This is a genomic window from Rhodoferax sp. GT1R46, assembly GCF_056521285.1.
The window spans coordinates 220,084-242,846 of sequence record NZ_JBWMBC010000003.1 but is presented as its reverse complement, the minus strand read 5'-3'; the positions used below and the strand labels follow the sequence as shown (position 1 = coordinate 242,846).

Sequence of the window (22,763 nt, the reverse complement as noted above, 5' to 3'; positions counted from 1 at the left end):
GAGGCACTTCAGATGTAATTAACGCAAAAAATATAAGCAATAACCGGGCCAAAGTTAAAAAATCCATTAAAAACAATGATTTACTACCTGCTCGTCAGCCCGAATTGATTGAGCTGTAAGCTTTTTCGACAGCGACGGCGAGCGAACGAACGGGCGGTAGAGTGGCTCGGCCGGTTTCAGGATTACGGCAACGACTTCAACAACGGGGCCACTTCGTCACGACCGGGAAAGTTTTCCTTGACTTTCGCTAAACCTTCGAGTTCTGCCTTCGCGAGCGCCGGGTCACGCGCCTGCAAATAGATCTTGGCCATCGTCAGGTGATAGGCCGGGGTGTTGGGCGCTTGCGAAATCACCTTCTTTTGCATTTCGATGGCCTTTGCGTGCTGGTTTTCACTCGACAAAGCAGAGGCAAGTGTGTCCATGATTTCAACTTGCGCGGGGGCGCTCTTGAGCGCGCGCTCGGCCAGGGCGACCGCACCCGGGCGCTTTTGTTTGATAAACACCCATGCCAAATTGTTCAACGCAAAGGCGTTTTCAGGCTGAAACTTGAGAATCTGCTGGTAGTATTTTTCAGCGAGCACCGCATCGTTGCGGTTGGTCGCGACTCCGGCCAAATAGGTCAGGAATGCCATGTCCTGGGGGTGGGCAGCGATCCAGCTAGCCGCAAATTTATCGGCTTCTGGGGCTTTCTTGCCACCCAGCAGGGCGAAGTGCAGACGCATTGGTGCCTGCGCCGGATTCGGTTTGCTGATGGCTTGACGGAGCGCATTCTGTGCGCGATCCCAGTTGTTTTCGCCGATCTCGATGTCTCCTTCGAAGATCCACCCAATCGCGTCGTTCGGGCGTTGGATCTGCATCATCTGCGCCACTGCGAGCGCTTCTTTTGGTCGTTTCTGCTGAATGGCGGCGATGACAGAAAGCTGTTGTGCGGATTCAGATGTGGGAGCCAATTCGAGGGCACGCTTCGAATTCTTGGCTGCGGCCGCGTAGTCTCGATTCGCCACGTTGATTTCGGCAAGCCCCAGGTAGCCAAGTGCGGAGTCCGCATGCTCGGCCGCAATCTTGGCAAAAGTGCTGCTGGCACGGTTGAGATCGCCGCTCACCATTAAGGCCCGGGCCTGGCGGTCCATCAACTCGGCGCTCATAGGGATCGCGGCGACGCCCGCTTGCGCCGCCGCGAGTCCCGCGGGGATGTCCCCACGTCCTAGGTGGAAGTCGATTTGCGCAAGCCTCGGTTCGGGGTCGGTCGGGTTGGCGGTGATAGCTTCGCCCATCAATTTTGCGACTTCGCCCGGCGTACCGCCGCCCCTGCGCTTGAGGTCCGCCAAGGCTAACCAGCCTTGAACGTTTTTGGGATCTGCCTTGAGCAGTTCGCGTACCCGCGTTTCGGCTGCCTCCGGCTTTTTCTCAATCAGGTCGATGGCCCCAAGTTTGATGACCGAAGACACGTAGCCAGGCTTGAGGGCCACTGCTTGCTCGAAACTTTTTCGGGCGCCGGCAAGGTCGCCGCGCAGCAAATACACCCTGCCACGAAGGTCGGCAGCGATCGGGTTTTGGGGTTGCTTTTTTTCCATATCTGCGATTGACCGCATGGCAAGGTCATATTCGCGGCGTCGCATGTGCCCACCGATCAAGGCCAAGTCCGCCTCAATGCCTTGTTCGCTCGCGGCGATGGACTGCAGTTCGCTGAATGCTGCCTCTGTATTGCCTTTGGACAGTTGGGACAGGGCTAGTGCGCTGCGGGGAGCACTGTCGCCGGGTTTGAGCGCGGCGGCGCGTTTGAAATAAACGTCGGCCGCTTTTGTGTCGTCCACCAGCAGGTTTGCATGCCCGGCAAGCATCAGAATTTCGGAATCTGCGCCAGGTCGATCGAGCATCGGGCGCAAGATCGACGTCGCCTTGGCCGGCCGATCCGTTCGGAGATAGAGTTGGGCCAGCAGCGTGCGGGCTCCCCCAAATTGCGGCGCCAGTTGCACCGCTTGGGTCAGGTAGGTCTCGGCTTGGGATAGCTCGCCGAGCTTGAGTTCTATTGCGCCGGCCAGTTGAAGAAAAGCCGCGTTGCTCGGCGCGAGACGCACCAAGTCGAGTGCGAGTTCGCGGGCCCGCACAAATTCACCCCTTGCAAAGGTGATTTGGGCATCGTAGAACTTGGTCAACTGGTGATCGGGGAGTGCCGTCCTGAGCGCTTCGAATTGATTGCTGGCGGCATTTCCATCGCGCTGCACCAGATAGAGCGAAATCAGGATCGAGTGGGCCGATGGATCGTCCGGCTTGACCACGAGTGCCTGCTTGTAGGCTGCAATGGCGCCCTTCTGGTCCTTCTTTCCATGAAGCAACACGTATCCTCTAAATTGCAACGCCTCGAAATCAGACGGTGTGCGGGCCAACATCTCGTCGAGCGCAGCCAACGCGCTGTCGAAATCTGACACTGCCGCTTTGATACGTGCGTTGGCGAGCAACACGGATGGGGACTGTGGCGCCAACCTGAGCGCATTGACTATGACCTCACGGGCCTTGGCGTGTTGATCCTGCGCGGCATATGCCAATGCGACCTGCGCCTGGACGGCTGCCATGGCCGCTTTGTCGTCTAGCGCGAGGTCACCGTACTGTTCGATTAGTTTCTTGAGCTCCTGGCGCGCCAACAAGACACGGGCCAGGACCGGCGCGACTGCAGATTGCGGGTGACCGAGCTCCAAAGCCCTCCTGAGCTCGATCTCGGCCCCTGGCATATCGCCCGCGTCAAACAAGGTCTTCCCCAGCAAAAAGCGGGCTGGCGCAGATGAAGGATTGCTTTGCAGCAAATTCTTAAGCTCGATCGTTGCGGCCTTGAGTTCATTCTTTTGCAAGTACCTTTCGGCCGAGACAAGCAATTCGTCTTCACCCTTGCTTCCGCACGCGCCAATGAGCAGTAAGAACGCTAGTAGCAGCGTGCGCTTAGCAAAGAAATTGGTATTGGCCATCATAAAAATCCTCAAGTCTCGTAAACCACCACGCCGGCTATTCTAGTAAGCTGCGATGAATTGCGCTCCCGAAGCCAAGTGATTGTGGCGATATCCAGTAGCATTATTGGTGGTACCCGTGCTGTCCCCCATCGCAAAATCGGGGCATGTCTGAACTGGATGTTGAATTCTTGATTTTCCTAAGGAAACGCGGATCAAATCAAGTCTTGCCGTGGCGTTGGCGTAGCGCATATATTTTTCTGCGCTCCACCGAATTTTTAGTTTTTTCGCCTCTTTCGAGGCTTGTTTTGACACCTATGGCGCCCCTTGGCCCGCTATGGGCGTAGCTCTCCCCTGACCGTGTACAAACTACGCAAGGCAACAGCGCATTGAGCCGAGCGGTTACGCAGTGCCTGCGAGTCGTAGACCGCGTCTTCCACGGCTTCGTCAGCCAGACCGTACCACTGCTGGACTAAGTACATGCTCAGCATGCGCGCTTATTGGATGGATCAACTCATGCCTAGTTTGGTCGCTCTCAGCTTCACGGTGGTGCCGTCACGCTTCGCTGACCTCGCACGCAACGGATCGCAACGCCAACCGCATATCTGCCGCACTCATATACCCGTGTGTCACGGAGCGCAACTTGCCATTCCTCTGCAGCAGGAGCGCGGGAAAACCATGAATTCCCCAAAGCTTGGCCGTGGCGAAATCTTCGCCCGTCTGCGCAATGGTTTCCTTAGCCATGAAACACTTCAGCACGGTAGTCGTGGACGTTGCGTACCCCAATGCGGTCAGCGAATTTGCTGTGGTGCGGGCGAAAACATGCGCATCGGTAGTGTCCAGTCCGTCGACATAAAACGCGCTTTAGAGCACGAAACACTACGAGCAATGGGGCTTCGGGTGCGATGATCCGTGCCATAACGACTGCTCTGCAGATCGGCTCATTGCCAAAGCTGTAACACTAGGCGCACATGGGATCACCGATGAATATAAGTTGCATTTTGAATCGGAAATATGTTGGATTTTCAGTCGATCCGAAGGCCTTGCGCCAACTCGTCGTGAAAGACTTTCCAGATCAATCGCCAGCGCCCATCTATGTGGACCAGCGTAAGCAGATCAATGAAACGCATGGGCAAGACGGAGCATTCCACGCGCGCCAAGGCGGTGACCGGCCCCGCGAACTCGATGGCAACAATGCGGTCCGTCGTGGGATCGCCACGGCTCCCTGGAGATGGCCGCTTATCAATGATCGGAAATATGCATCCATCTGCAGGGTGAGCAGGGTGCCGTCCGTTGCGCAGGCGTAGAGTGCCGAGAAATGAAAAAACCGCCGCAGGATTTTTGAATCGCTGCGGTACAGGCTTTCGAAGTAGTCGTTCAGGACCATCGCGACGGCGGCGAAGCGGTTGTTCATCGCGCAGCTCGCAGTTCACCCGTAAGCTGGGCCGCGGTCTGACGCAGGTTGGTGACGGTCTCGTCCGCGCCTCAGTGGTGCGTGCGCCAACATTGGTGCTGCTGGCCAAGCGCGCCAGCGCGGCGCAGCAGGGGCGCTTGGTGATTTGGTACACGGCAGGGATGGCACTCGCCTCGGCACTGTCGCCGTTTGCCGGGTTGCCACCCTGAGCGCACGCTGCTCTACCAAACGATTGCCGAACACTTTGAGACCTGGCATGAACTCGCCAGTGCAGGCCAGTTTGACGGGCAAGGCGACCACCACACGCCAAAACCCTATGTCCGCCAGACTTTTCGCAAATACCTGGAATGCGGCATCTTCGCGCACGGCTTTGCCCGGGCGTGGTGTGACGACTGCGGGCATGACTACTTTGTCGCCTATTCCTGCAAAGGCCGTGGCGTCTGCCCCTCATGCAACACACGACGCATGGTGGAGACGGCGGCGCACCTCACGGACCACGTCTTCCCCCGCCTGCCGGTGCGCCAGTGGGTGCTGTCCGTGCCAAAGCGCTTGCGCTACTTCATGCAGCGCGACGGGCCAGTGCTCAACATGGTGCTGCGTATTTTCTTGCGGGTCATCGCGCAGAGCCTGCAGTCCAGCAGCCCAGGGGCGGCGCAGGTAGACAATGCGGCCCTGCACATTGGCGCAATCGCCTTCATCCACCGCTTTGGCTCCAGCCTGAACCAACATGTGCACTTCCATGTTTGTGTGGTCGATGGGGTGTTTGAGGCGATGGTGGGCGAGGGCGACGTTGATGTCAATGCCGATGCCGATGTGCAAGCCCCACCGCCGGGTGTCATCTTCCACCCGGCCGGTGCAATCGATGCGTATGGCGTGGCCCAGGTGCAGGCCACCTTGCAAAAGCGCATCCTGCGTGCCTTCGTCGCTTGGGGACTGCTGGAGAAGGCTGACGCCGAAGAGATGCTGGCCTACCAGCACAGCGGCTTCTCGGTCGATGCGGGGGTGTGCATTGACGCCCACGACCGCGCTGGCCTGGATCGGCTGCGCAAAGAGGGAAACGATTTGGTGTACCGCTGCGCCAAGCAGCGCAGTGAGCCCACCAGTGACAAGCGCGGTGCAAAAGCAGACGAGCTTACCCTCACGCCACTGGAGCTGATCGACCGCATTGCGGCCCTGGTGCCGCCCCCACGCACCCATCGGCACCGCTACTTCGGAGTGCTGGCACCGAACTCACCACTGCGCTGTGCGGTCACGGCGCTGGCACAGGGCGCAGCGATGCCGCCGACGCAACCGGCCACGGCGCAGGCCGAGCCTGTCCAGCCTGTCCAGCCGGTGCCGGTGCCGCCCAAGCGCCCAGCGCACTATCTATGGGCAGTGCTGATCGCCAGAATCTACGAGGTGTTCCCGCTGCTGTGCCCGATGTGCGGTGGCCAGATGCGCCCGATCGCTTGTGTCACCGAGGGCTCACAGATCAGGAAGATCCTGAACCACATTGGGGTCGACCCCGAGCCCCCACACATAGCTCCGGCGCGCGGGCCACCGCTGTGGGACGACTGCGATGCGCAGGCGGTTGAGGGTGTTGCGGTCGAGCCGGACTGGGATCTGGCAGAGCAACCGGCCCCCGATTACTGTGCCGATCAGCGCACAGGTTGGTGACTGGTTGCGGCGGCGGTTTTGACTCTCTGCGGGCTGGCCCTGCGCCCCATACATGCCGCGCACCGCAATTTTCGCTCTTGAACACCAAGCGCTGGTGGTGAACCTGGTACCTGGGCTAGTAAATCGGGCGTTTCACACGGATTGAGGGAGTTTCAACGGTGCGATACTTGGCCCCATGTGGTTGAATCGCCTATCCGTCCGTATCCGCCGTTGCGCTTGTCTTTGTTTGCCACGCGCACGTTTCGGGTGTCTGTGCTGGGTGGCTTTGCTACGCGACTGGGGGTGGGCGGCATGCCGTTTTTGCTTCCGCTGCTGTACCAGTTGGGCCTGGGCTTTCCGGCGTGGCAATCGGGCCTGTTCAACTCGCTGCAGTTCTCCAGCATGAACTCTTTGGCCTACGCCGACATCAACGACGCCGACACGGCCACGGCCAGTACCCTGGCCAGCACACTGCAGCAAATGTCCATGAGCTTTGGCCTGGCCTTTGGCTCGCTGATCACGGCGTATTTTTTAGGCGGCCTGCCGCAGTCAGACCGCGTGGCGGTGACCGCTTCGCTGCACCACGCGTTCCTGGCGCTGGCGGTGTTGACCATGGTGTCATCGGCAGCGTTCTGGACCCTGCGGCCACAAGACGGTGAAAGCGTGAGCAAGGGCAGCGCAGAGCTTGTGTGATGACAATGAGGGCCATATGAACCAACCTATCCCGAACACCCCCCACCCCGAACTCATCGCTGCTTACAGAAGAGCGCAGGCAGATGCTGCGCACAAGTTCGGATTGATCAAAGTGGTTGCAAAAAAGGGGCCCTTGGCCATTCAGGCGGCGGTCGAAACCGCTGCCAAAGCGGAAAAACGCAGGGATTCGTACGCAAAAAAGCTGAGTGTTCTGGGAGTGGTCTTCAAGGATTGAACGGGGTGCAATGCTGATAGGCAGCACCTGGGAACTGGGCAGCGCAGGACCTTAGCTTTGCCAGCTCAGGTTGTTGCAGGCCTCGCACTCCTCCTTTAGCAGGCCCATTTTTACGCCTAGGGAATGCACCTTGCAGCCGACGCAGAATCCCAAGACGGCTTCCATCCACATAAAGCCGACGCAGACCCAGACCAGAACCAGCGGAATCCACTTGGGCATGTAGTTGGAGGTGGTCGTCAGGACGGCGCTGTGGGCGACCCAGTTGACAAAGCCGGCGAACACCTCCGGATTGAAGAAGACCAGACACACCGAGATGAAGGTCGCACCGATGGACCAGGCAAAGCGCTTGGGTATGAGCGGCTTCCATACGGGCTCATGGGTCTTGGCCAGGAAGCTGCTGATCAGCACTGTGGGTGACAGCCGCGAGGTGATGACGGACATGCCCGCCAGCATCTCGAACAAGGCGTACATCAGCACCCAGGTCTGCTTCGAATAATCGAGTGTGCGGCGAATGGCCTCGACGCTGTAGAGGATGTGGCCGTCGAAGTCAGTGTCGAAGGTGTCGCGGACCGAATTGCCGGTGACGATCCAGTGCGAGCCGTAGACGGCCTCGTACAGCGTGAAGCCCATGTACAGAGGAATAGCCAGCAACAGGCCGGCGCGGATGCGCACAGCGATATCGTTGATATAGGGCTGCTCGGCGCGCGGATCGAGGAACCAGAGTTGCTTGAACACTTGCGCGATGGACGAGAACAACTTTTTCGACAACATGACGTAAGGCCTCGGTTAGGACTGCATACGGGGTAGCCTTGCTGCGGAACCCGCGAGCCGGCACCGTAAGGGATTTTAAATCCGTATGTGCTTATATTACATCCCCGGGGGGTATTAAAGTTATGTAAAGAAGGGGGGCCGTTTGATGGTTTACCCGAGGCCCACGGCCACGGCAAGGTCCTGGCCATCGGCATGGCAGCAGAAGTGGCGCACAGTAGCTGTACCGACTTGCCACCGCCGCGCAAGTAAGCGAATCAGATCAGCCAAAATTGCTATCAAATAAATAGCTGTCCATGCAATTTCTACAGGGGCTGCACGGCTTTTTATTTCAAGTTGGCATCTCGTTGGAACCTCAAAATCCAGACCGCGTCCTCCAAAGCACTACCTACGGGCATCAGCAGGTCGGGCCTGTAGCACTGCTTGTCGGCGATGCGCCGGAAGTCGAAGGACCGTTTGAGCAGCCCCCGAATGCCTGTCGCGCCGCACGCCCGCATGGCCAGCCGCAACGCGGCAACCATCGAGCAGAACGTCGCGTAAAGGCCCTGGCGACAATGGCACCATGCCCATACTCCATTTCCATGTGAGGCGAAGTCCTAGTCAGGACCCACGACCTTGTTGGGTATTCGTTCGCCGCGGAGCAGCAGCGCGATGGCTGTCAGGACCAAGCATTGACCGCGGTGTGCAGCACCAGCACGGGAATGACGCTGCCTTGGCTCAAATTGAACAACCACGTGAACGGCACCGAGGAGGCGACCGCGCTGAGCGCATACAACCCCATGGGCAGATGGCTTTGCTCAGTGCCTGCGCTGTAGAAGAGCGGCAGGTGCCAGACCGCCCAAACTACGCCCAGCAACACGCTGGTGACGCGCCACCGCATGCACCACACCAGCCAGCGGCGCAGCCCCCCAATGCCGCTGCCGTAGACCATCACAATCACCGCCGCTAGGCTCGACCCCAAGCCGCCCGCCAATGACAGCGCGGTCGCCGCAAATGGACGCTCCGCCTGCAGCACGGGTGCGAGCAACCAGCATGTCCAGGACCAGACAAACGCAAGCGCGAAGAACGTCAGTAGGGATGCTGCGGATGATGAAGGCATTCGCGGTGTCATGGCTGCGCCCGTTTTGGCGGGCTGGCATGCGCGAGAAGCTCGGGCGGCGTGGGCGTGCGCAAGTAGCCGAAGCGGGACATCGCAATGATCCGAATGCCGTACTTTGCCAGCGCGCCGGCAAAGGCACACCGGAGCCCGACTTCGGATACTCGATCGGGCCGCAGCGGGTGGGCAGCAACACGCCACCTTGTGCCGCGTGAGCACGTGCGCGCTGCAGGTCGTTGTCGAAACGCCATTTCACCACCAACGACGCGCTGACCACTGCCAGGGCCGCTGCAAGTAGCACAAGTCGTGTGATCTGCATTTTCATGGCAGCTTCACAGCGAGAACCCGTAGGTCAGCGAAGTCAGTGCGCCGAGGAAATAGAGTTTGTGTCCCTGCGGTTTAAGCCTGGCAATCTCGCCGCCTCCCGGAACCTGTGCAACCAGTCCGGCGCCAACAGTAACGATGAACCCAAGTCCCAAACCTGTCCAAGCCCAGCCATTCCTGGTGAGTTTTTCCTTTTGATTCAGTGAGGCGGCCAGATCAGCACCGTATGCACCGGCCCGCACCTCGGTTGGTCGTTGCGCGTAGCGGGCGTTCTTGGACTTCGGCGTAAAGAATCGATCCATTAGCTGGCTTCGCCTGCCACTCTGGTTTGGTGCGGTACTCGCAGCGCATTCGGGCCACTAGTCACTTGCCAGGAGCCGCAGTAAAAGCGGGTGCAGAACTTTGCGTGCCGTATAGATCAAATGGAACTCTTCCTCCACGTCCTCGCATATTCCGATCTGCTCCAGTTTGTGGGTCTCCAGCAAGTCGTCGTTGATGGATACGGCCGCCGGAAAGACGCCCACACCGGCTGCACCAAAAGTCATTAGCAGTGCGCTGTCCTCAAATTCCCCTGCAATCAGGGGCCTGATACGCTCACGCTCAAACCAATGGTCGATACGCAAGCGCACTGCGGAGTGCCGTGTCGGCAGCAACAGGGGTACATTGGAAAAACTGTGCGGGTAGCCGCTGCGGGCTGCCTCCGACCAATTCTTCGGCGCGTACCAGCCGATGGGGCTTCGGCTGAGCACCTGGCTGGTTATGCGCAACTCCGACTTGGCGGGGGCCGCCCGGTCGGACAGCACAGCATCCAGTTTGTGCAAAGCCAACTCCGCGAGCAGTTGCTCAAACTCGCCTTCATGGCACAGCAGACGCAGCTTGGGTTCGCTCAGTACCGGGGCCAGAATACGGTGCACCGCCAGCTTGGCAATACCGTCTGAAATACCGACATTGAAGCGCACGCTGGTTCCGCTCACGGCTTCACGCACCCGATGCGGCAGACCTTCGCCCAAGGCAAATATCTGATCGGCCTCGCGCATGGTTGCCACACCGGCCTCTGTCAACACCAGGTTGCGCCCCTGAGCCTTGAGCAGGCTCACCCCGAGCGACTTCTCCAGCTCCCGCACCTGGGTGCTGATGGTGGGTAGCGACATGTCCAGCCGCTCAGCAGCGCGGGCCATTCCACCCTCCTTGGCAACAATCCAGAAATAGTAGAGGTGGCGGTAGTTGAAGGATTGGCTCATTGCGGGTCACTATCCAATTACAAATTATTGCGCTATCCCGGCACACAAGCCAGTACGGATGCTGAACAGGAAAAAGAGATTGGCAGGGTCGAGCAAGCTTGTCATATCGCGAGTCTATGGATATAGGGCAGTTTCAGCATGCAGATAAAGTAAGTAATTTACTTTCTAATATAAAGATATTACATTCTTTTTTAATTCCATTGAGGCGCCTACATTCAATTCCGGAAGACATTGAATCCCTTAACCTCTGGAGCCAACCATGCAGATTGTTTTTGACGCCAAGCCGGCCGATGCCAAACCGTTGAAGGGCATTGCTGCCGACCGTTTGCGTTTTGCTCTGCGCCGTATGGCGCAGCAAGTCAGTACCGCACGGGTCAGTTTCACCGACGTGAACGGGCCGCGCGGGGGAGTCGACAAGCATGCCCAGATTCAATTGCATCTGGAGTCCCACGGCACCGTGATCGTCGGTGCTACGGCCAGCAACTGGCGCACGGCGTTGGAAGGCGCCTTGCGCCGCATCGTGGCCAAGATGGTCAAAACCCTGTCCCAAGCCAAGCGGCCCAAGCGCCAATCCATGAGAACCCTGGCGCTGGCACAAACCGACGGCTGAACCTGATCCAAACTAACGGAGAAAACACCATGAACGACTCAACCCAACACAACCAGGCCCGCGCCGTTGCTTGGCCCGGACGCGCCACGCGGCAGGCCGAAGCCGGCAGCAGCCAAGCATCCCCCGCCCTGCAAAACCGGGTGGTGCGCAACACCTATGCCCTGCTGGCCATGACGCTTTTGTTCAGTGCCGGTGTGGCCACAGCCGCTATGGCGTTGCAGGCGCCCAGCCCCGGCATCATCATCACGCTGGTGGGCTACTTTGGCCTGTTGTACGCGGTGCACAAACTGCAAAACAGCGCCTGGGCCCTGCCAGCCGTGTTCGGACTGACGGGATTTATGGGCTATACCCTGGGCCCGATCCTTACCCGTTACAGCGGCTTGCCCAATGGTGGCGAGGTGATCGGTATGGCGCTTGGTGCCACGGGTGTGACGTTTTTTGCCCTGTCGGCCTATGTGCTGACCACCCGCCGCGACTTCAGCTTCATGGGTGGCTTTCTGTTTGCCGGCATGGTGATTGCCTTGCTGGCGGGTGTGGGGGCTATGGTGTTTGACGTGCCTGCGCTGGGCATGGCGGTGTCGGCCATGGTGGCTTTGCTCTCAGCGGGATTGATCCTGTTTGAGACCAGCCGCATTGTGAATGGGGGAGAGACCAACTATGTGCTGGCCACGGTCGGTTTGTTCGTGTCACTATTCAACCTTTTCACCAGTTTGCTGAGCCTGTTTGGATTGGGCAGCGGCGACGATTAGCCGCGGCTCCTGACTCGGAAGCACAATACAGTGGCCCGGCACCAGCCAGGCCACATCGACAATAAATGGAAATACGATGGAAACAATAGGAACCTGGTGGATGTGGGTGGGCTTTGCCGTCTTTGTGGTGGTGGCCATTGCCATTGACCTTTTGGTCATGGAAAAGCAGGGTGCCCACAAGGTCACCATGAAAGAAGCAGCCCTGTGGAGCGTCCTGTGGTTTTCAATGGCCTTTGTGTTCGTGGCCGCGCTGTGGTGGTACCTCGACGGTTCGCAAAGCCGCGAGGTGGCCAACACCGTCTCCATGCAGTTCATCACCGGCTACCTGGTGGAGAAGAGCTTGTCCATCGACAACATCTTTGTGTTCCTGATGATCTTCACCTACTTTGGGGTGCCCGAGCAGTACCAGAAGCGCGCGCTGATCATCGGCATTATTGGTGCCATTGTGTTGCGTGCAGTGCTCATTTTGGCGGGTGCGTGGCTGTTGGCTACCTTCCATTGGCTGCTGTATGTGTTTGGTGCCTTCCTGGTAGTGACTGGCGTAAAGATGTGGATCGCAGCCGGTAAAGAGCCGGACATTGCCGACAACCCGGTGCTCAAGTTTCTACGTAAGCGCATCAAAATAAGCGACCGCTTTGATGGCGAAAAGCTCACCACGCTGAAATCAGGCGTCAAGTACTACACCCCATTGTTTGTCGTGTTGGTGATGATTGGTGCGACTGATGTAATTTTTGCGGTGGACAGCATCCCCGCCATTTTTGCCATCACCAGCGACCCGTTCATTGTGCTCACGGCCAACATTTTTGCCATTCTGGGTTTGCGCGCCCTGTATTTTCTGTTGGCCGACATGGCCAGTCGTTTTCACCTGCTGGCCTATGGGTTGGCGCTGGTGCTGGTATTCATTGGTGGCAAGATGCTTTTGATTGATTTTTACAAGATCCCGATTGGCGTCGCGCTGATGGTGACTGCGGGTTTGATCGTGGCTTCGGTGATCGCCTCGGTGGTGAGCAGCCGCAGCGGTGACGCCACCAGCCATAAGGCATGAGCAAGGTACACAGGTTCCGTTCCTGGCTGCGGCATCTGGAACCCCGGGTCTTGGACATTTTGAACAATCCGTGGTTACGCGGCATGCGCCCGTGGCTGGACCGGCACGATGTCTTCAGCTTCACCCGCGAGCCGCTGGCCCGTGGAGTAGCCATCGGCATGCTGTGCGGCCTGATTCCCGGGCCGCTGCAGGTTTTGGGTTCGCTGGGAATGTGCGCCTGGCTGAGGGGTAACGCCATAGCCGCCGCGCTTACAACGGCCTACACGAATCCGCTGACCATCGTGCCCTTGTATTGGCTGGCGTTTCAGATCGGCGCGTTTCTCTTACCAGGACAGCATGCTATGCCGCCCTTCGTGGTACCGCACGGCAACTTCAGCCAATGGGCTTCCGGGTTGGGCGAGTGGATGACTGCGTTGGGCTGGCCCTTGCTATTGGGCTTGCCGGTACTGGCAACCCTACTGGCTGTCACCGCCTATGTGTCGGTGCAGATGTTTTTTCTCACGCCTGTGATCCGGCGGGCCCGGCGCATGCGCGCTCGGGTGGTTTAGCCTGCACGTGGGGCTGCTCCAGCATAAAGCGCTGTAGTCCCCAGTGCTCCACTGCAGCATTGAGAACAATGGCTTCGCCCTGGGCAACATAGGAGTCTGATTCGGCAATATCAATGCAAAGGCGCAGCAGTTGTTTGCGCAATGCGGGCGACTGGATGTCGCCCATAAGTTGCATCAGCGTTGCATCATCTACCGGGCACGCATCCGACAGTTGAAGTTGGTGGCTGGACAGCAGGTCCTCGCAAAAAGTATCGAGCACGATCTGCAGTTCGCCTCGACCCAGCCCGAGCTGGGTGTCAACGCCCAGGCGATCCAGTAAGTCCAGTTCGGTCTGGTCAATCTCTCCGTCGGCTACTACGGTAAGCGCGATGATGCGGGCGGCAGCCTGAGGGCTGTCGGTAGGATAGTGACGCATAGCGGTGTTCCTTTTTGGCGATAGGTCTGGGATATCTGTATTGCTTGGGTGTCAATCAAAGATTTCGCTGAGCCAGGACTTCGGACGTTTATGCTGATGCCCTCGTGCGTGGCCATAGTCCGAGTCCGCAAAGTCGGGTCGTGAGCGGGCGCCGGCCTCTCCTTTAGGCGGTGTTGGCACAACGGCCGCACGATCGATCAGCTTGTCAAGTTCGCCACGGTCGAGCCAAACGCCGCGGCATTGCGGGCAGTAGTCAATCTCGACACCCTGGCGATCTGTCATCACCAGGGCAACATCAGTGCAGGTGGGGCATTTCATGCGTTTTTCCTTGAAAAAATGGCTAATGGAATAGAAGTAGCCGGGTGAATGGTAGAGGCAGTCATAGATCCAAACCAGAGACTTTTTGGAAACGAAGACTTTTAAAAAACCTTCATATTTCTTTGAAAAATGGCAGCAAGATTCGACCTGCCTTTCAGTGAGCGGCTCTGCGAGACGATCGTGTAGTTAATGGGTGAGGGCAGCGGCGCGTTCTCGCCTACATTGCGTTCAGCGCACTGTTTGGTGAAGTTGCTGTGAGTGCGGCAAGGACTCGTTGGATAAGAGGCTGGGCCGGTTTGAGCGCGAGGGGTTGGGTGGATAGGGCACGTGCGCGCATCCACTCCCGCGACAGCGCCGCTCAGAGGGGCTGTCGCTGCACCAGGCTGACTGGAACGCCAATATCCGGGACCCCAGTAGGGGCGCTCATCCCCTCTGGCAGTGCCCACATCCAGTCAAAAACGCTATTATTTTTATAGCGAAGTATGCAATATCCACGGGGGTTATCTAGCTATTTTGTGATGGGGTTGCGGCTAAGTCTGGTGGATGCACCCTGAACTTGTCCCGAGGCCGTTTGACAAACGCAGTGTGCTCTATAAGATTGATTCAAAATATATCTTATGTCAAGGAAACCAACCATGGCCATTACCCTGACCGAAGCCGCAGCCAAACAAATCAACGCGCAACTTGCAAAACGTGGCAGCGGCATGGGCCTGCGCGTTGGGGTCAAGCCTGTGGGTTGCTCAGGCTTTGCCTATACCTACGATATTGCCGACACGCTACGACCCGACGACCAGGTATTTGAAGACTTCGGCGCCAAACTGGTGGTCGACGCCATCAGCCTCTCCAGCATCGACGGCTCCCGCATGGACTATGTCACCGAGGGCATGAAGCGGACCTTCCAGTTCGACAATCCCAACGTGAGCAGCAGCTGCGGCTGCGGCGAGAGCTTCAACCTGAAAAAGGCAGCACCATGAGCAGCACCCTGAAAGACCTCGTCAGCCAGCCGTACCGGCATGGTTTTGTGACCGACATTGCCAGTGATGTAGCGGCCAAGGGCCTGAGCGAAGACACGGTGCGCATGATCTCGGGCAAGAAGAATGAACCCGCCTGGCTGCTGGAGTTTCGCTTGAAAGCGCTGCGCCACTGGTTCACATTGAAGGAGCCCGAGTGGGCCACTGTCAAGTACCCCAAGATCGACTTCCAGGCCATCAGCTACTACGCTGCGCCCAAAAAGAAGGCCAAGCTGGCCAGCATGGACGAGGTTGACCCCGAACTGCTGCGCACCTTTGAGAAGTTGGGCGTGCCCCTGCACGAACGCGCAGCGCTGGCCGGTGTGGCGGTGGACGTGATCTTTGACAGTGTCTCGGTAGCCACCACCTACAAGGCCAAGCTGGCCGAGGTGGGCATCATCTTTGGCTCCATGTCGGATGCGGTGCAAAACCACCCCGAGCTGGTACAAAAGTACCTGGGAACCGTGGTGCCGGTGGGTGACAACTACTACGCCGCACTCAACTCCGCTGTCTTTACCGATGGCTCGTTTTGCTACATCCCCAAGGGGGTCAAGTGTCCGATGGAGCTGTCCACCTACTTTCGGATCAACACCGAGGAGACCGGCCAGTTCGAGCGCACCCTGATCATTGCCGAAGAGGGCGCCTCGGTGTCCTACCTGGAAGGCTGTACCGCACCCAAGTTCGACACCAACCAGCTGCATGCCGCAGTGGTGGAACTGGTGGCGCTGGACAACGCGGATATCAAATACTCCACCGTGCAGAACTGGTACTCCGGCGACGAAAACGGCGTGGGCGGCATCTACAACTTTGTCACCAAGCGCGGCTTGGCCAAGGGCGTCAACTCGCGCATATCTTGGACGCAGGTGGAGACCGGCTCGGCCATCACCTGGAAATACCCCTCCTGCATTTTGCAGGGCGACAACTCGGTAGGCGAGTTCTACTCGGTGGCGGTAACCAACCACCACCAGCAGGCCGACACCGGCACCAAGATGATTCACCTGGGCAAGAACACGCGCAGCACCATCGTGAGCAAGGGCATCTCGGCCGGGCAGTCCAGCAACAGCTATCGGGGGTTGGTCAAGGTCATGCCCAACGCCACCAACGCCCGTAGCCACTCGCAGTGTGACTCCATGCTGATCGGGCAGAAGAGTGGTGCCAATACCTTTCCCTACATGCAGGTGCGCAACGACAGTGCCACCGTAGAGCACGAGGCCTCTACCTCCCGCATTGGTGAAGACCAGCTGTTCTATTTCGCCCAGCGCGGCATAGGGGCTGAAGAGGCCATCTCCATGATCATCAACGGCTTTTGCAAGGACGTATTCCGCCAGTTGCCCATGGAATTCGCCGTTGAGGCCACCCAATTACTTGGATTGAAACTTGAAGGAAGCATAGGATGATTTTGCAAGACAGCCCCACCCTGCTGGAAGTACGTGCCCTGCACGCCAGCATCAACGGCACCCCTATTCTCAAGGGTTTGAACCTGACCATCCGGCGTGGCGAAGTGCACGCCATCATGGGCCCCAACGGCTCCGGCAAAAGCACGCTGTCCAAAGTCCTGGCAGGCCACAGCGCCTACGAAATAACGGCGGGAGAAGTGCTGTTTGAAGGTGCCAACCTGCTGACACTTTCACCCGAGGAGCGCGCACGCGCCGGGGTTTTCTTGGCCTTCCAGTACCCTATCGAAATCCCTGGTGTGGGCAACAGCCAGTTTCTGCGCCTGGCTTACAACACCGTACAGGGCGCTCGCGGCAAAGAAGAGCTGGATCCACTGGAGTTTGACGACCTGGTACGCGAAAAAATGAAGCTGCTGGAAATGCGGGTCGAGTTTCTGGAGCGCAGCGTCAACGAGGGCTTCTCGGGCGGCGAGAAAAAACGCAACGAGATTTTGCAGATGGCGTTGCTGGAACCCCGGCTGGCCATCCTCGATGAAACCGACTCGGGCCTGGACATTGACGCCTTGCGCGTCATCTCGCAGGGTATCAACCAGCTCGCCAGTGCCGATAACGCCTTGCTGCTGATTACCCACTACCAGCGCCTGCTCAACTACATCGTGCCCGACTACGTGCATGTTATGGAAGCCGGCCGCATCACGAGAACTGGTGGCAAGGAGCTGGCACTGGAACTGGAAGCTCAGGGCTATGACGGTACACCATCCAGCGCAGCGCCAACACCGCACGCCGAGGCACTGCCATGAGCACCGCGACCGCCACCGCGCTTCCTGCAACCACGGTATCGTCCAGCGCAGCACTTAAGTCACTGCGCTCGGCCGCGATGGAGCGCGTCGGCGCGCTGGTCGCACCCAACACCCACGACGAGGCCTGGCGCTTTACCAGTCTGGCCGCACTCAACCGCAAGACGCTGCACACCGTGCAGGCGCCGACGCCACTGCAACCCAATGACATCGCGCGCTGGATCATCCCAGAGGCGGCGCAGCGCATCGTCTTTGTGGATGGCGTACACGCTCCGCAACTCGGCTCGAACACATCGGCAAGCGCGCTCACCGTCAGCACCCTGGCACAGGCGCTGGCGACCCACCCGCACGTGCTGGCAGCGCACCTGGGTCAGCACGCCAGCGACCCGCAACAACGCTTCACTGCCCTGAACACTGCCCACCTGGTTGACGCCGCGATAGTCATCGCGCCGCGCAACACGGCCGCCGACGCACCGGTGCACCTGCTGTTCGTGGCCACCCAGCCCGATGTCAGCACCCACCCGCGCACGCTGGTGGTAGCAGAAGAGGGCAGCAAGCTGTCATTGATCGAAGACTACGTGACACTCACCGATGGCGCCTATTTCACCAACACGGTCACCGAACTGGCACTGGAGGCCAACGCACACGTGGTGCACATCCGCCTGCAGCGTGAAAGCGCGAGCGCCTTCCATATTGCAAGCTGCGCCCTGTCGCAGGCGCACGCCAGCCACTACCACGGCATCAGCATCGCGCTGGGCGCCGAGATATCGCGCCTGGACACCACCGCCCAGCAGCGCGGTGAAGGCACCCACTGCGCGCTCGACGGACTGGCGCACATCGCCGGGCAACAGGTGGCCGACACGCACACCTGCATCACCCACGCCCAGCCGCATGGCACCAGCCGCCAGTTGCACAAGTGTATCGTTGCTGACACCGCGCACGCCGTGTTCAACGGCCGGGTGCAGGTGCGACCCGGTGCACAAAAGACGGACTCTGCCCAGTCCAGCCGCACCCTGCTGCTGGGCCCCAGGGCGCAGGTCAACACCCTGCCACAGCTGGAGATCAATGCCGACGACGTGCGTTGCACCCACGGTGCCACAGTTGGCCAGATCGATGTCGAAGAGATTTTTTACCTGCAAAGTCGGGGCCTCACAACCGAGGCTGCGCGCAGCCTGCTGACCTATGCCTTTGCGGCTGAGGTCATCGCCCGTATCCCCGTGGCGTCGGTGCGCCAGCAGCTGGAAAACACGGTGATGCAACACACCAGCAAACGCCTATGACCGCCTCCGATACCGCCACCGTTGCAACGCCAACCGCATCCAGCACAACGCCGGTTCTTAACATACAGCGCGTGCGCGCCGATTTTCCCATTCTCTCGTTAAAGGTTGGCGAAAAGCCCCTGGTGTACCTGGACAACGCGGCCTCCAGCCAGATGCCCACGCCCGTGATGCAGCGCCTGCACCATTACCAGACGCATGAGCACGCCAACATTCACCGTGCGGTGCACTACCTGTCTGAGACCGCCACTGCCGCCTTTGACGCCGCACGGCGCACCGTGCAGCATTTCATCCATGCGCGCGAAGAGCGCGAGGTCATTTTTACCAGCGGTACGACCGACAGCATTAACCTGGTCATGCACGGCTGGGGCCGCAAGTTCATTCAAGCGGGTGACGAGATCATCATCAGCGTGCTGGAGCACCACTCCAACATTGTTCCATGGCACATGCTGTGCGCAGAAAAGGGCGCCACGCTCAAGGTAGTGCCCATCAACGACGCAGGTGAGCTGCAACTGGATGCCTATGCCGCGTTGTTCAGCGAGCGCACCCGTCTGGTAACCCTGGGCCATGTCTCCAACGCACTGGGTAGCATCAATCCTGTCAAGCAGATGGTTGCGATGGCGCATGCACAGGGCGTTCCGGTGCTGCTCGACGGCGCCCAGGCGGTTCCGCATCTGCAGGTGGACGTGCAAGACCTGGATTGCGACTTCTACGCTTTCTCTGGCCACAAGTTATGCGGGCCCACCGGCATTGGTGTGCTCTACGGCCGCGCCTCGCTACTGGAAGAAATGCAACCCTTCAAGGGCGGTGGCGACATGATCCACACGGTCACGCTGGAAGGCAGCACCTATGCACCGATTCCCGGCAAATTCGAGGCCGGAACCCCGCCGATTGCAGCGGCCATTGGGCTGGCCACAGCGGTGGACTACCTGCAGGGCTTGGGTATGGCCAGCATTGCCGCACACGAGCACGCCCTGCTGCAGTACGCCACTGCGCAACTCGGCGCCATGCCGGGCGTACGCCTGATTGGCACGGCGCGCGAGAAGGCGGCCGTGCTGTCATTCACGCTGCAAGGCATACACCCCCACGATGTGGGCACCCTGCTCAGCACAGAGGGCATTGCCGTGCGCACCGGTCACCACTGTGCCCAGCCCTTGATGCAGCGACTGGGTGTTCCCGCCACCGCGCGCGCTTCCTTTGCCTTTTACAACACCCTGGCTGACGTGGATGCGCTGGTAGCGGGCATTCGCAGCGTGCAAAGGGTATTTGCCTGAAGCAAGCGCCAACCCAAACCGAGAAACAACCATGAGTGCAGACCCCAAAGCCCTGTACCAGGAGGTGATCCTGGACCACAACAAGAAACCGCGCAACTTCGGTACGCTGGAGCACGCGAGCCACCACGCAGACGGGCTCAACCCCCTGTGCGGCGACCACATCCACGTCACGCTCAATCTGGAGGGCGACGCGCTGCAGGCCATCGCATTCCACGGTGAGTCCTGCGCTATCTGCAAGGCGTCCGCCTCCATGATGACCATGGCCGTCAAGGGCAAATCCAGGAATGAAGCCGAACAACTGGTTCATGCTTTTGTGGACATGGCGACGGGCCGCACCAGCCCTGGCGCCACCGTCAACGCTGGGCCGCCACTGCCTGCCATGGCGCGCCTGGCGGTGTTTTCCGGCATCCGTGATTTACCGATGCGTGTGAAGTGCGCCATCCTGCCGTGGCACACGCTGCAGGCAGCGCTTGACAGTCAGACCAGCACCTCCACCGAGGCACAGAACGACCCCATGCATACCCCCATGGGCGACGCCTCAGTCCATCGCCATCGCAACCCGGAGAGAGCCATGCCAAAAATTGCCGAGATCGAACCTACCCCGAACCCCAACGCGATGAAATTCATCCTGCGCGAACCCCTTTCATGGGGCATCACGCACTCATACGAGAACGCTGAACAAGCCCAGGGCGACCCACTGGCCAGTGCCTTGTTTGCGTTGCCGCACGTCACCAACGTGTTCTACGTGGACCGCTGGCTCACGGTGACGCAGGACGGTACTGTGGACTGGGAGGATCTGGTGCGCGAGGTCGTGGTACCGCTGCGCGCCGCGCCCGGGGCAGTCGATCAGTCCGCCGCCGCCGTGTTTGCCGCACGCGAGTCCTTCGAGCACCTGAACGCGGCAGACCAACAGCGCCTGGACGACATCAACCTCGTGCTGGATCAACAGATTCGCCCCTACCTGCAGAGCGACGGCGGCGACCTCCATGCGCTGAGCCTGGTCGGCAACCAGCTCGTAGTGCATTACCAAGGCGCCTGTGGTACCTGCCCCAGTTCGATTTCGGGCACTCTGCGCAGCATTGAGAGTCAGCTGCGCACTCTGGAGCCGGAGCTGGAAGTGATTGCGGCGTGATCAGCTCCGCCCGCCGCACCCCCAAACAAGGACTCCTATGCGCCTAACCACCATGACTGACTATGCCATGCGCCTGCTGATGTACGTGGCGCAGCAACCCGGGCGCCTGTGCACCATTGCCGAGGTGGCCGGTGCCTACGGCATTTCGGAAGCGCACCTGATGAAGATTACCCACCAGTTGGGTCTGCAGGGTTGGCTGGAGACGGTACGCGGCAAGGGCGGCGGAATGCGCCTGGCCGCCGCACCGGCGGAAATCAATTTGGGTGCCGTGGTACGCAGCATTGAGCCCGATTTCTACCTCGTTGAATGTCTCACGCTGGATACTGCCTGCAGCCTCACGGGCCACTGCAAGCTCACCGGCATCATGAGTGGCGCGCTGCAAAGCCTGATGCAATACCTGGACGCTTACACGCTGGCAGATCTTCTGCCGCCAAGCGCCCCGACCGACACGGCTGGTGCGCCGCTATCAGCACCCAGCGGCCCTTACCGGCACATCCATGTGGCCGTCGGCTAAAGCACATACCGCTACAAACCCCATACCCATACCCATACACGAGACCCTAGGCCCGCAATGATCCACACCCCAATAGACCTGCCCCAGAAGAAAGCCGCACACCAGGCGGTGCTGCTCGAAGGCATACACCCCTCCGCAGTAGATGTACTGCGACAAGGCGGCTATACCAACATCGTGACACACGCCAAAGCCCTGGCAGGTGCCGAACTGCTGGCGGCGCTGGAAGGTGCACATTTCGTCGGTATCCGATCACGCACCCAATTGACGGCCCACGTGCTTGAACACGCTCCACAACTCGCGGCCATTGGCTGCTTCTGCATTGGCACCAACCAGGTCGATCTGAAGGCCGCCATGCGCCTGGGGATTCCCGTTTTCAACGCTCCTTTCTCCAATACGCGAAGCGTGGCCGAACTGGTACTGGCGGAGATCACCATGCTGATGCGTGGCATCCCCGAGAAGAACGCCATCCTCCACCGCGGTGGCTGGGTCAAAAGCGCCGCGCACGCGTACGAGGTACGCGGCAAGACACTGGGCATCGTCGGGTACGGCCACATCGGCACACAGATTGGCGTGCTGGCGGAGCAATTGGGCATGCGGGTGGTATTTCGGGACATCGAAGCCAAATTACCGCTGGGCAATGCGCGTGAAGTGGCCAGTCTGGACGAACTGCTCTCGATCTCGGACGTTGTCAGCCTGCATGTGCCGGAAACGCCACAAACGCAAAACCTGATTGGCAGTGCGCAACTGGCCGCCATGAAACCCGGAAGCCACCTGATCAACGCCTCACGTGGCACCGTAGTCGACATTGATGCGCTTGCCATAGCGCTGGAGAGCCGTCATCTGCATGGCGCTGCCATCGATGTCTTTCCAGTGGAGCCGCAAGGCAATGACGCAGTCTTCAACTCGCCACTCACACGCTTTGACAACGTAATTCTCACGCCGCACATCGGTGGCTCCACCTCGGAGGCACAGGTGAACATAGGCACCGAAGTGGCCGCCAAGCTGGTGCGCTACAGCAATAACGGCTCCACTACTTCGGCAGTCAATTTCCCCGAAGTTGCGCTGCCCGAACACACCGGGCGCAGCCGGCTGCTGCACATCCACCGAAACGTGCCGGGCGTGCTGGCACAGGTCAACGAGCGACTCTCAGCCGCAGGCATCAACATTGCTGCGCAGTACCTGAGCACCTTTGAAGAGCTGGGTTACGTGGTAATCGACGTCGACAGCGCAGCCAGCCAGTCGGCGCTTGACCAGTTGCGCAGCGTGCCCGGCACCATCCGCTGCCGCATCCTGTACTGAGCGCGCCATGGTGAACGGCCACGGGAGGATCCTGGG

Annotated in this window: 24 protein-coding genes and 3 pseudogenes; 16 read left to right on the top strand and 11 right to left on the bottom strand. The window is 59.5% G+C overall.

Translation table 11 applies throughout. The features are described from left to right. Positions 1 to 182: 182 nt before the first annotated feature. From prsT to AC097W_RS09720, 5 genes and pseudogenes are all read right to left on the bottom strand, one after another. Positions 183 to 2,963: an XrtA/PEP-CTERM system TPR-repeat protein PrsT gene (prsT, locus tag AC097W_RS09740; RefSeq protein WP_479602303.1), complete on the bottom strand. Its 2,781-nt coding sequence runs from the start codon at positions 2,961 to 2,963 to the stop codon at positions 183 to 185. Positions 2,964 to 3,002: 39 nt separating this feature from the next. Beyond that, positions 3,003 to 3,254 (bottom strand): hypothetical protein, encoded by a 252-nt coding sequence (locus AC097W_RS09735; protein ID WP_479602302.1) that lies wholly within the window; start codon positions 3,252 to 3,254, stop codon positions 3,003 to 3,005. Positions 3,255 to 3,343: 89 nt separating this feature from the next. Next, positions 3,344 to 3,436, bottom strand: a pseudogene (locus AC097W_RS09730) (transposase); the annotation flags it as partial. Positions 3,437 to 3,494: 58 nt separating this feature from the next. Then, positions 3,495 to 3,683 (bottom strand): hypothetical protein, encoded by a 189-nt coding sequence (locus AC097W_RS09725; protein ID WP_479602301.1) that lies wholly within the window; start codon positions 3,681 to 3,683, stop codon positions 3,495 to 3,497. A gap of 281 nt (positions 3,684 to 3,964) precedes the next feature. Then, positions 3,965 to 4,326, bottom strand: a pseudogene (locus AC097W_RS09720) (nuclear transport factor 2 family protein). Between the two features lie 216 nt (positions 4,327 to 4,542). On the opposite strand from AC097W_RS09720, the gene AC097W_RS09715 reads away from it, so the two are divergent. From AC097W_RS09715 to AC097W_RS09705, 3 genes and pseudogenes are all read left to right on the top strand, one after another. Next, on the top strand, positions 4,543 to 6,009 hold the full coding sequence (locus AC097W_RS09715; protein WP_479602300.1) for a transposase: 1,467 nt from the start codon (positions 4,543 to 4,545) through the stop codon (positions 6,007 to 6,009). 201 nt (positions 6,010 to 6,210) lie between these two features. Then, a pseudogene (locus AC097W_RS09710) lies at positions 6,211 to 6,681 on the top strand (MFS transporter); the annotation flags it as partial. A gap of 16 nt (positions 6,682 to 6,697) precedes the next feature. Then, positions 6,698 to 6,916, top strand: coding sequence for a hypothetical protein (locus AC097W_RS09705; protein ID WP_479602299.1), 219 nt, complete (start codon positions 6,698 to 6,700; stop codon positions 6,914 to 6,916). A gap of 51 nt (positions 6,917 to 6,967) precedes the next feature. Here the strand turns inward: AC097W_RS09705 and AC097W_RS09700 are convergent, their stop codons facing one another. Continuing rightward, positions 6,968 to 7,687, bottom strand: coding sequence for a DUF4395 domain-containing protein (locus AC097W_RS09700; protein ID WP_479602298.1), 720 nt, complete (start codon positions 7,685 to 7,687; stop codon positions 6,968 to 6,970). 655 nt (positions 7,688 to 8,342) lie between these two features. After that, entirely contained in the window at positions 8,343 to 8,783 is a 441-nt protein-coding gene (locus tag AC097W_RS09695) for a hypothetical protein (RefSeq protein ID WP_479602297.1), read from the bottom strand. Between AC097W_RS09695 and AC097W_RS09690 the strand changes: the two genes are divergently transcribed. Next, positions 8,771 to 8,995 (top strand): hypothetical protein, encoded by a 225-nt coding sequence (locus tag AC097W_RS09690; RefSeq protein ID WP_479602296.1) that lies wholly within the window; start codon positions 8,771 to 8,773, stop codon positions 8,993 to 8,995. The two genes, AC097W_RS09695 and AC097W_RS09690, sit on opposite strands and share 13 nt — an antisense overlap. Before the next feature lie 117 nt (positions 8,996 to 9,112). Here AC097W_RS09690 and AC097W_RS09685 read toward each other — a convergent pair whose 3' ends face one another. Beyond that, the gene (locus AC097W_RS09685) at positions 9,113 to 9,406 is read right to left on the bottom strand and encodes a hypothetical protein (protein ID WP_479602295.1); all 294 of its coding nucleotides are present in this window, start codon (positions 9,404 to 9,406) and stop codon (positions 9,113 to 9,115) included. Between the two features lie 57 nt (positions 9,407 to 9,463). Next, on the bottom strand, positions 9,464 to 10,345 hold the full coding sequence (locus AC097W_RS09680; protein ID WP_479602294.1) for a LysR family transcriptional regulator: 882 nt from the start codon (positions 10,343 to 10,345) through the stop codon (positions 9,464 to 9,466). Between the two features lie 259 nt (positions 10,346 to 10,604). Between AC097W_RS09680 and AC097W_RS09675 the strand changes: the two genes are divergently transcribed. The 4 genes from AC097W_RS09675 (at position 10,605) to AC097W_RS09660 (ending at position 13,297) form a co-directional block, all read left to right on the top strand. Then, entirely contained in the window at positions 10,605 to 10,955 is a 351-nt protein-coding gene (locus AC097W_RS09675; RefSeq protein WP_479602293.1) for an HPF/RaiA family ribosome-associated protein, read from the top strand. A 29-nt stretch (positions 10,956 to 10,984) separates the two neighbouring features. After that, positions 10,985 to 11,704, top strand: a complete 720-nt coding sequence (locus AC097W_RS09670) for a Bax inhibitor-1/YccA family protein (protein ID WP_479602292.1) — start codon at positions 10,985 to 10,987, stop codon at positions 11,702 to 11,704. Between the two features lie 76 nt (positions 11,705 to 11,780). After that, a complete protein-coding gene (locus AC097W_RS09665; RefSeq protein WP_479602291.1) occupies positions 11,781 to 12,749 on the top strand; it encodes a TerC family protein in 969 nt (322 codons plus the stop codon). After that, positions 12,746 to 13,297, top strand: coding sequence for a DUF2062 domain-containing protein (locus tag AC097W_RS09660; protein ID WP_479602290.1), 552 nt, complete (start codon positions 12,746 to 12,748; stop codon positions 13,295 to 13,297). Before AC097W_RS09665 ends, AC097W_RS09660 begins: the two co-directional genes overlap by 4 nt. Here AC097W_RS09660 and AC097W_RS09655 read toward each other — a convergent pair. After that, positions 13,248 to 13,712, bottom strand: a complete 465-nt coding sequence (locus AC097W_RS09655) for a TerB family tellurite resistance protein (protein ID WP_479602289.1) — start codon at positions 13,710 to 13,712, stop codon at positions 13,248 to 13,250. The genes AC097W_RS09660 and AC097W_RS09655 overlap by 50 nt on opposite strands. 51 nt (positions 13,713 to 13,763) lie before the next feature. After that, positions 13,764 to 14,030, bottom strand: coding sequence for a TFIIB-type zinc ribbon-containing protein (locus AC097W_RS09650; protein ID WP_479602288.1), 267 nt, complete (start codon positions 14,028 to 14,030; stop codon positions 13,764 to 13,766). 635 nt (positions 14,031 to 14,665) lie between these two features. Here AC097W_RS09650 and AC097W_RS09645 point away from each other — a divergent pair. Genes AC097W_RS09645 through serA form a run of 8 tightly spaced genes read left to right on the top strand, consistent with a single transcriptional unit; the run spans position 14,666 to position 22,727 of the window. Next, positions 14,666 to 15,004 (top strand): HesB/IscA family protein, encoded by a 339-nt coding sequence (locus tag AC097W_RS09645; protein ID WP_479602287.1) that lies wholly within the window; start codon positions 14,666 to 14,668, stop codon positions 15,002 to 15,004. Continuing rightward, the gene (sufB, locus tag AC097W_RS09640) at positions 15,001 to 16,437 is read left to right on the top strand and encodes a Fe-S cluster assembly protein SufB (protein WP_479602286.1); all 1,437 of its coding nucleotides are present in this window, start codon (positions 15,001 to 15,003) and stop codon (positions 16,435 to 16,437) included. Before AC097W_RS09645 ends, sufB begins: the two co-directional genes overlap by 4 nt. 20 nt (positions 16,438 to 16,457) lie before the next feature. Beyond that, positions 16,458 to 17,234, top strand: a complete 777-nt coding sequence (sufC, locus tag AC097W_RS09635) for a Fe-S cluster assembly ATPase SufC (protein WP_479602434.1) — start codon at positions 16,458 to 16,460, stop codon at positions 17,232 to 17,234. Continuing rightward, positions 17,231 to 18,511, top strand: a complete 1,281-nt coding sequence (gene sufD / locus AC097W_RS09630; RefSeq protein WP_479602285.1) for a Fe-S cluster assembly protein SufD — start codon at positions 17,231 to 17,233, stop codon at positions 18,509 to 18,511. The genes sufC and sufD overlap by 4 nt, the downstream gene beginning before the upstream one ends. After that, positions 18,508 to 19,782, top strand: coding sequence for a SufS family cysteine desulfurase (locus AC097W_RS09625; RefSeq protein ID WP_479602284.1), 1,275 nt, complete (start codon positions 18,508 to 18,510; stop codon positions 19,780 to 19,782). The genes sufD and AC097W_RS09625 overlap by 4 nt, the downstream gene beginning before the upstream one ends. Positions 19,783 to 19,813: 31 nt before the next feature. After that, the gene (gene sufU, locus AC097W_RS09620) at positions 19,814 to 20,914 is read left to right on the top strand and encodes a Fe-S cluster assembly sulfur transfer protein SufU (RefSeq protein WP_479602283.1); all 1,101 of its coding nucleotides are present in this window, start codon (positions 19,814 to 19,816) and stop codon (positions 20,912 to 20,914) included. A 37-nt stretch (positions 20,915 to 20,951) separates the two neighbouring features. Next, positions 20,952 to 21,428 carry an RrF2 family transcriptional regulator gene (locus AC097W_RS09615; RefSeq protein ID WP_479602282.1) on the top strand — a complete coding sequence of 159 codons (477 nt, stop codon included), beginning with the start codon at positions 20,952 to 20,954 and terminating at the stop codon, positions 21,426 to 21,428. 57 nt (positions 21,429 to 21,485) lie between these two features. Further along, a complete protein-coding gene (gene serA / locus AC097W_RS09610; protein ID WP_479602281.1) occupies positions 21,486 to 22,727 on the top strand; it encodes a phosphoglycerate dehydrogenase in 1,242 nt (413 codons plus the stop codon). Positions 22,728 to 22,763: the final 36 nt, after the last annotated feature.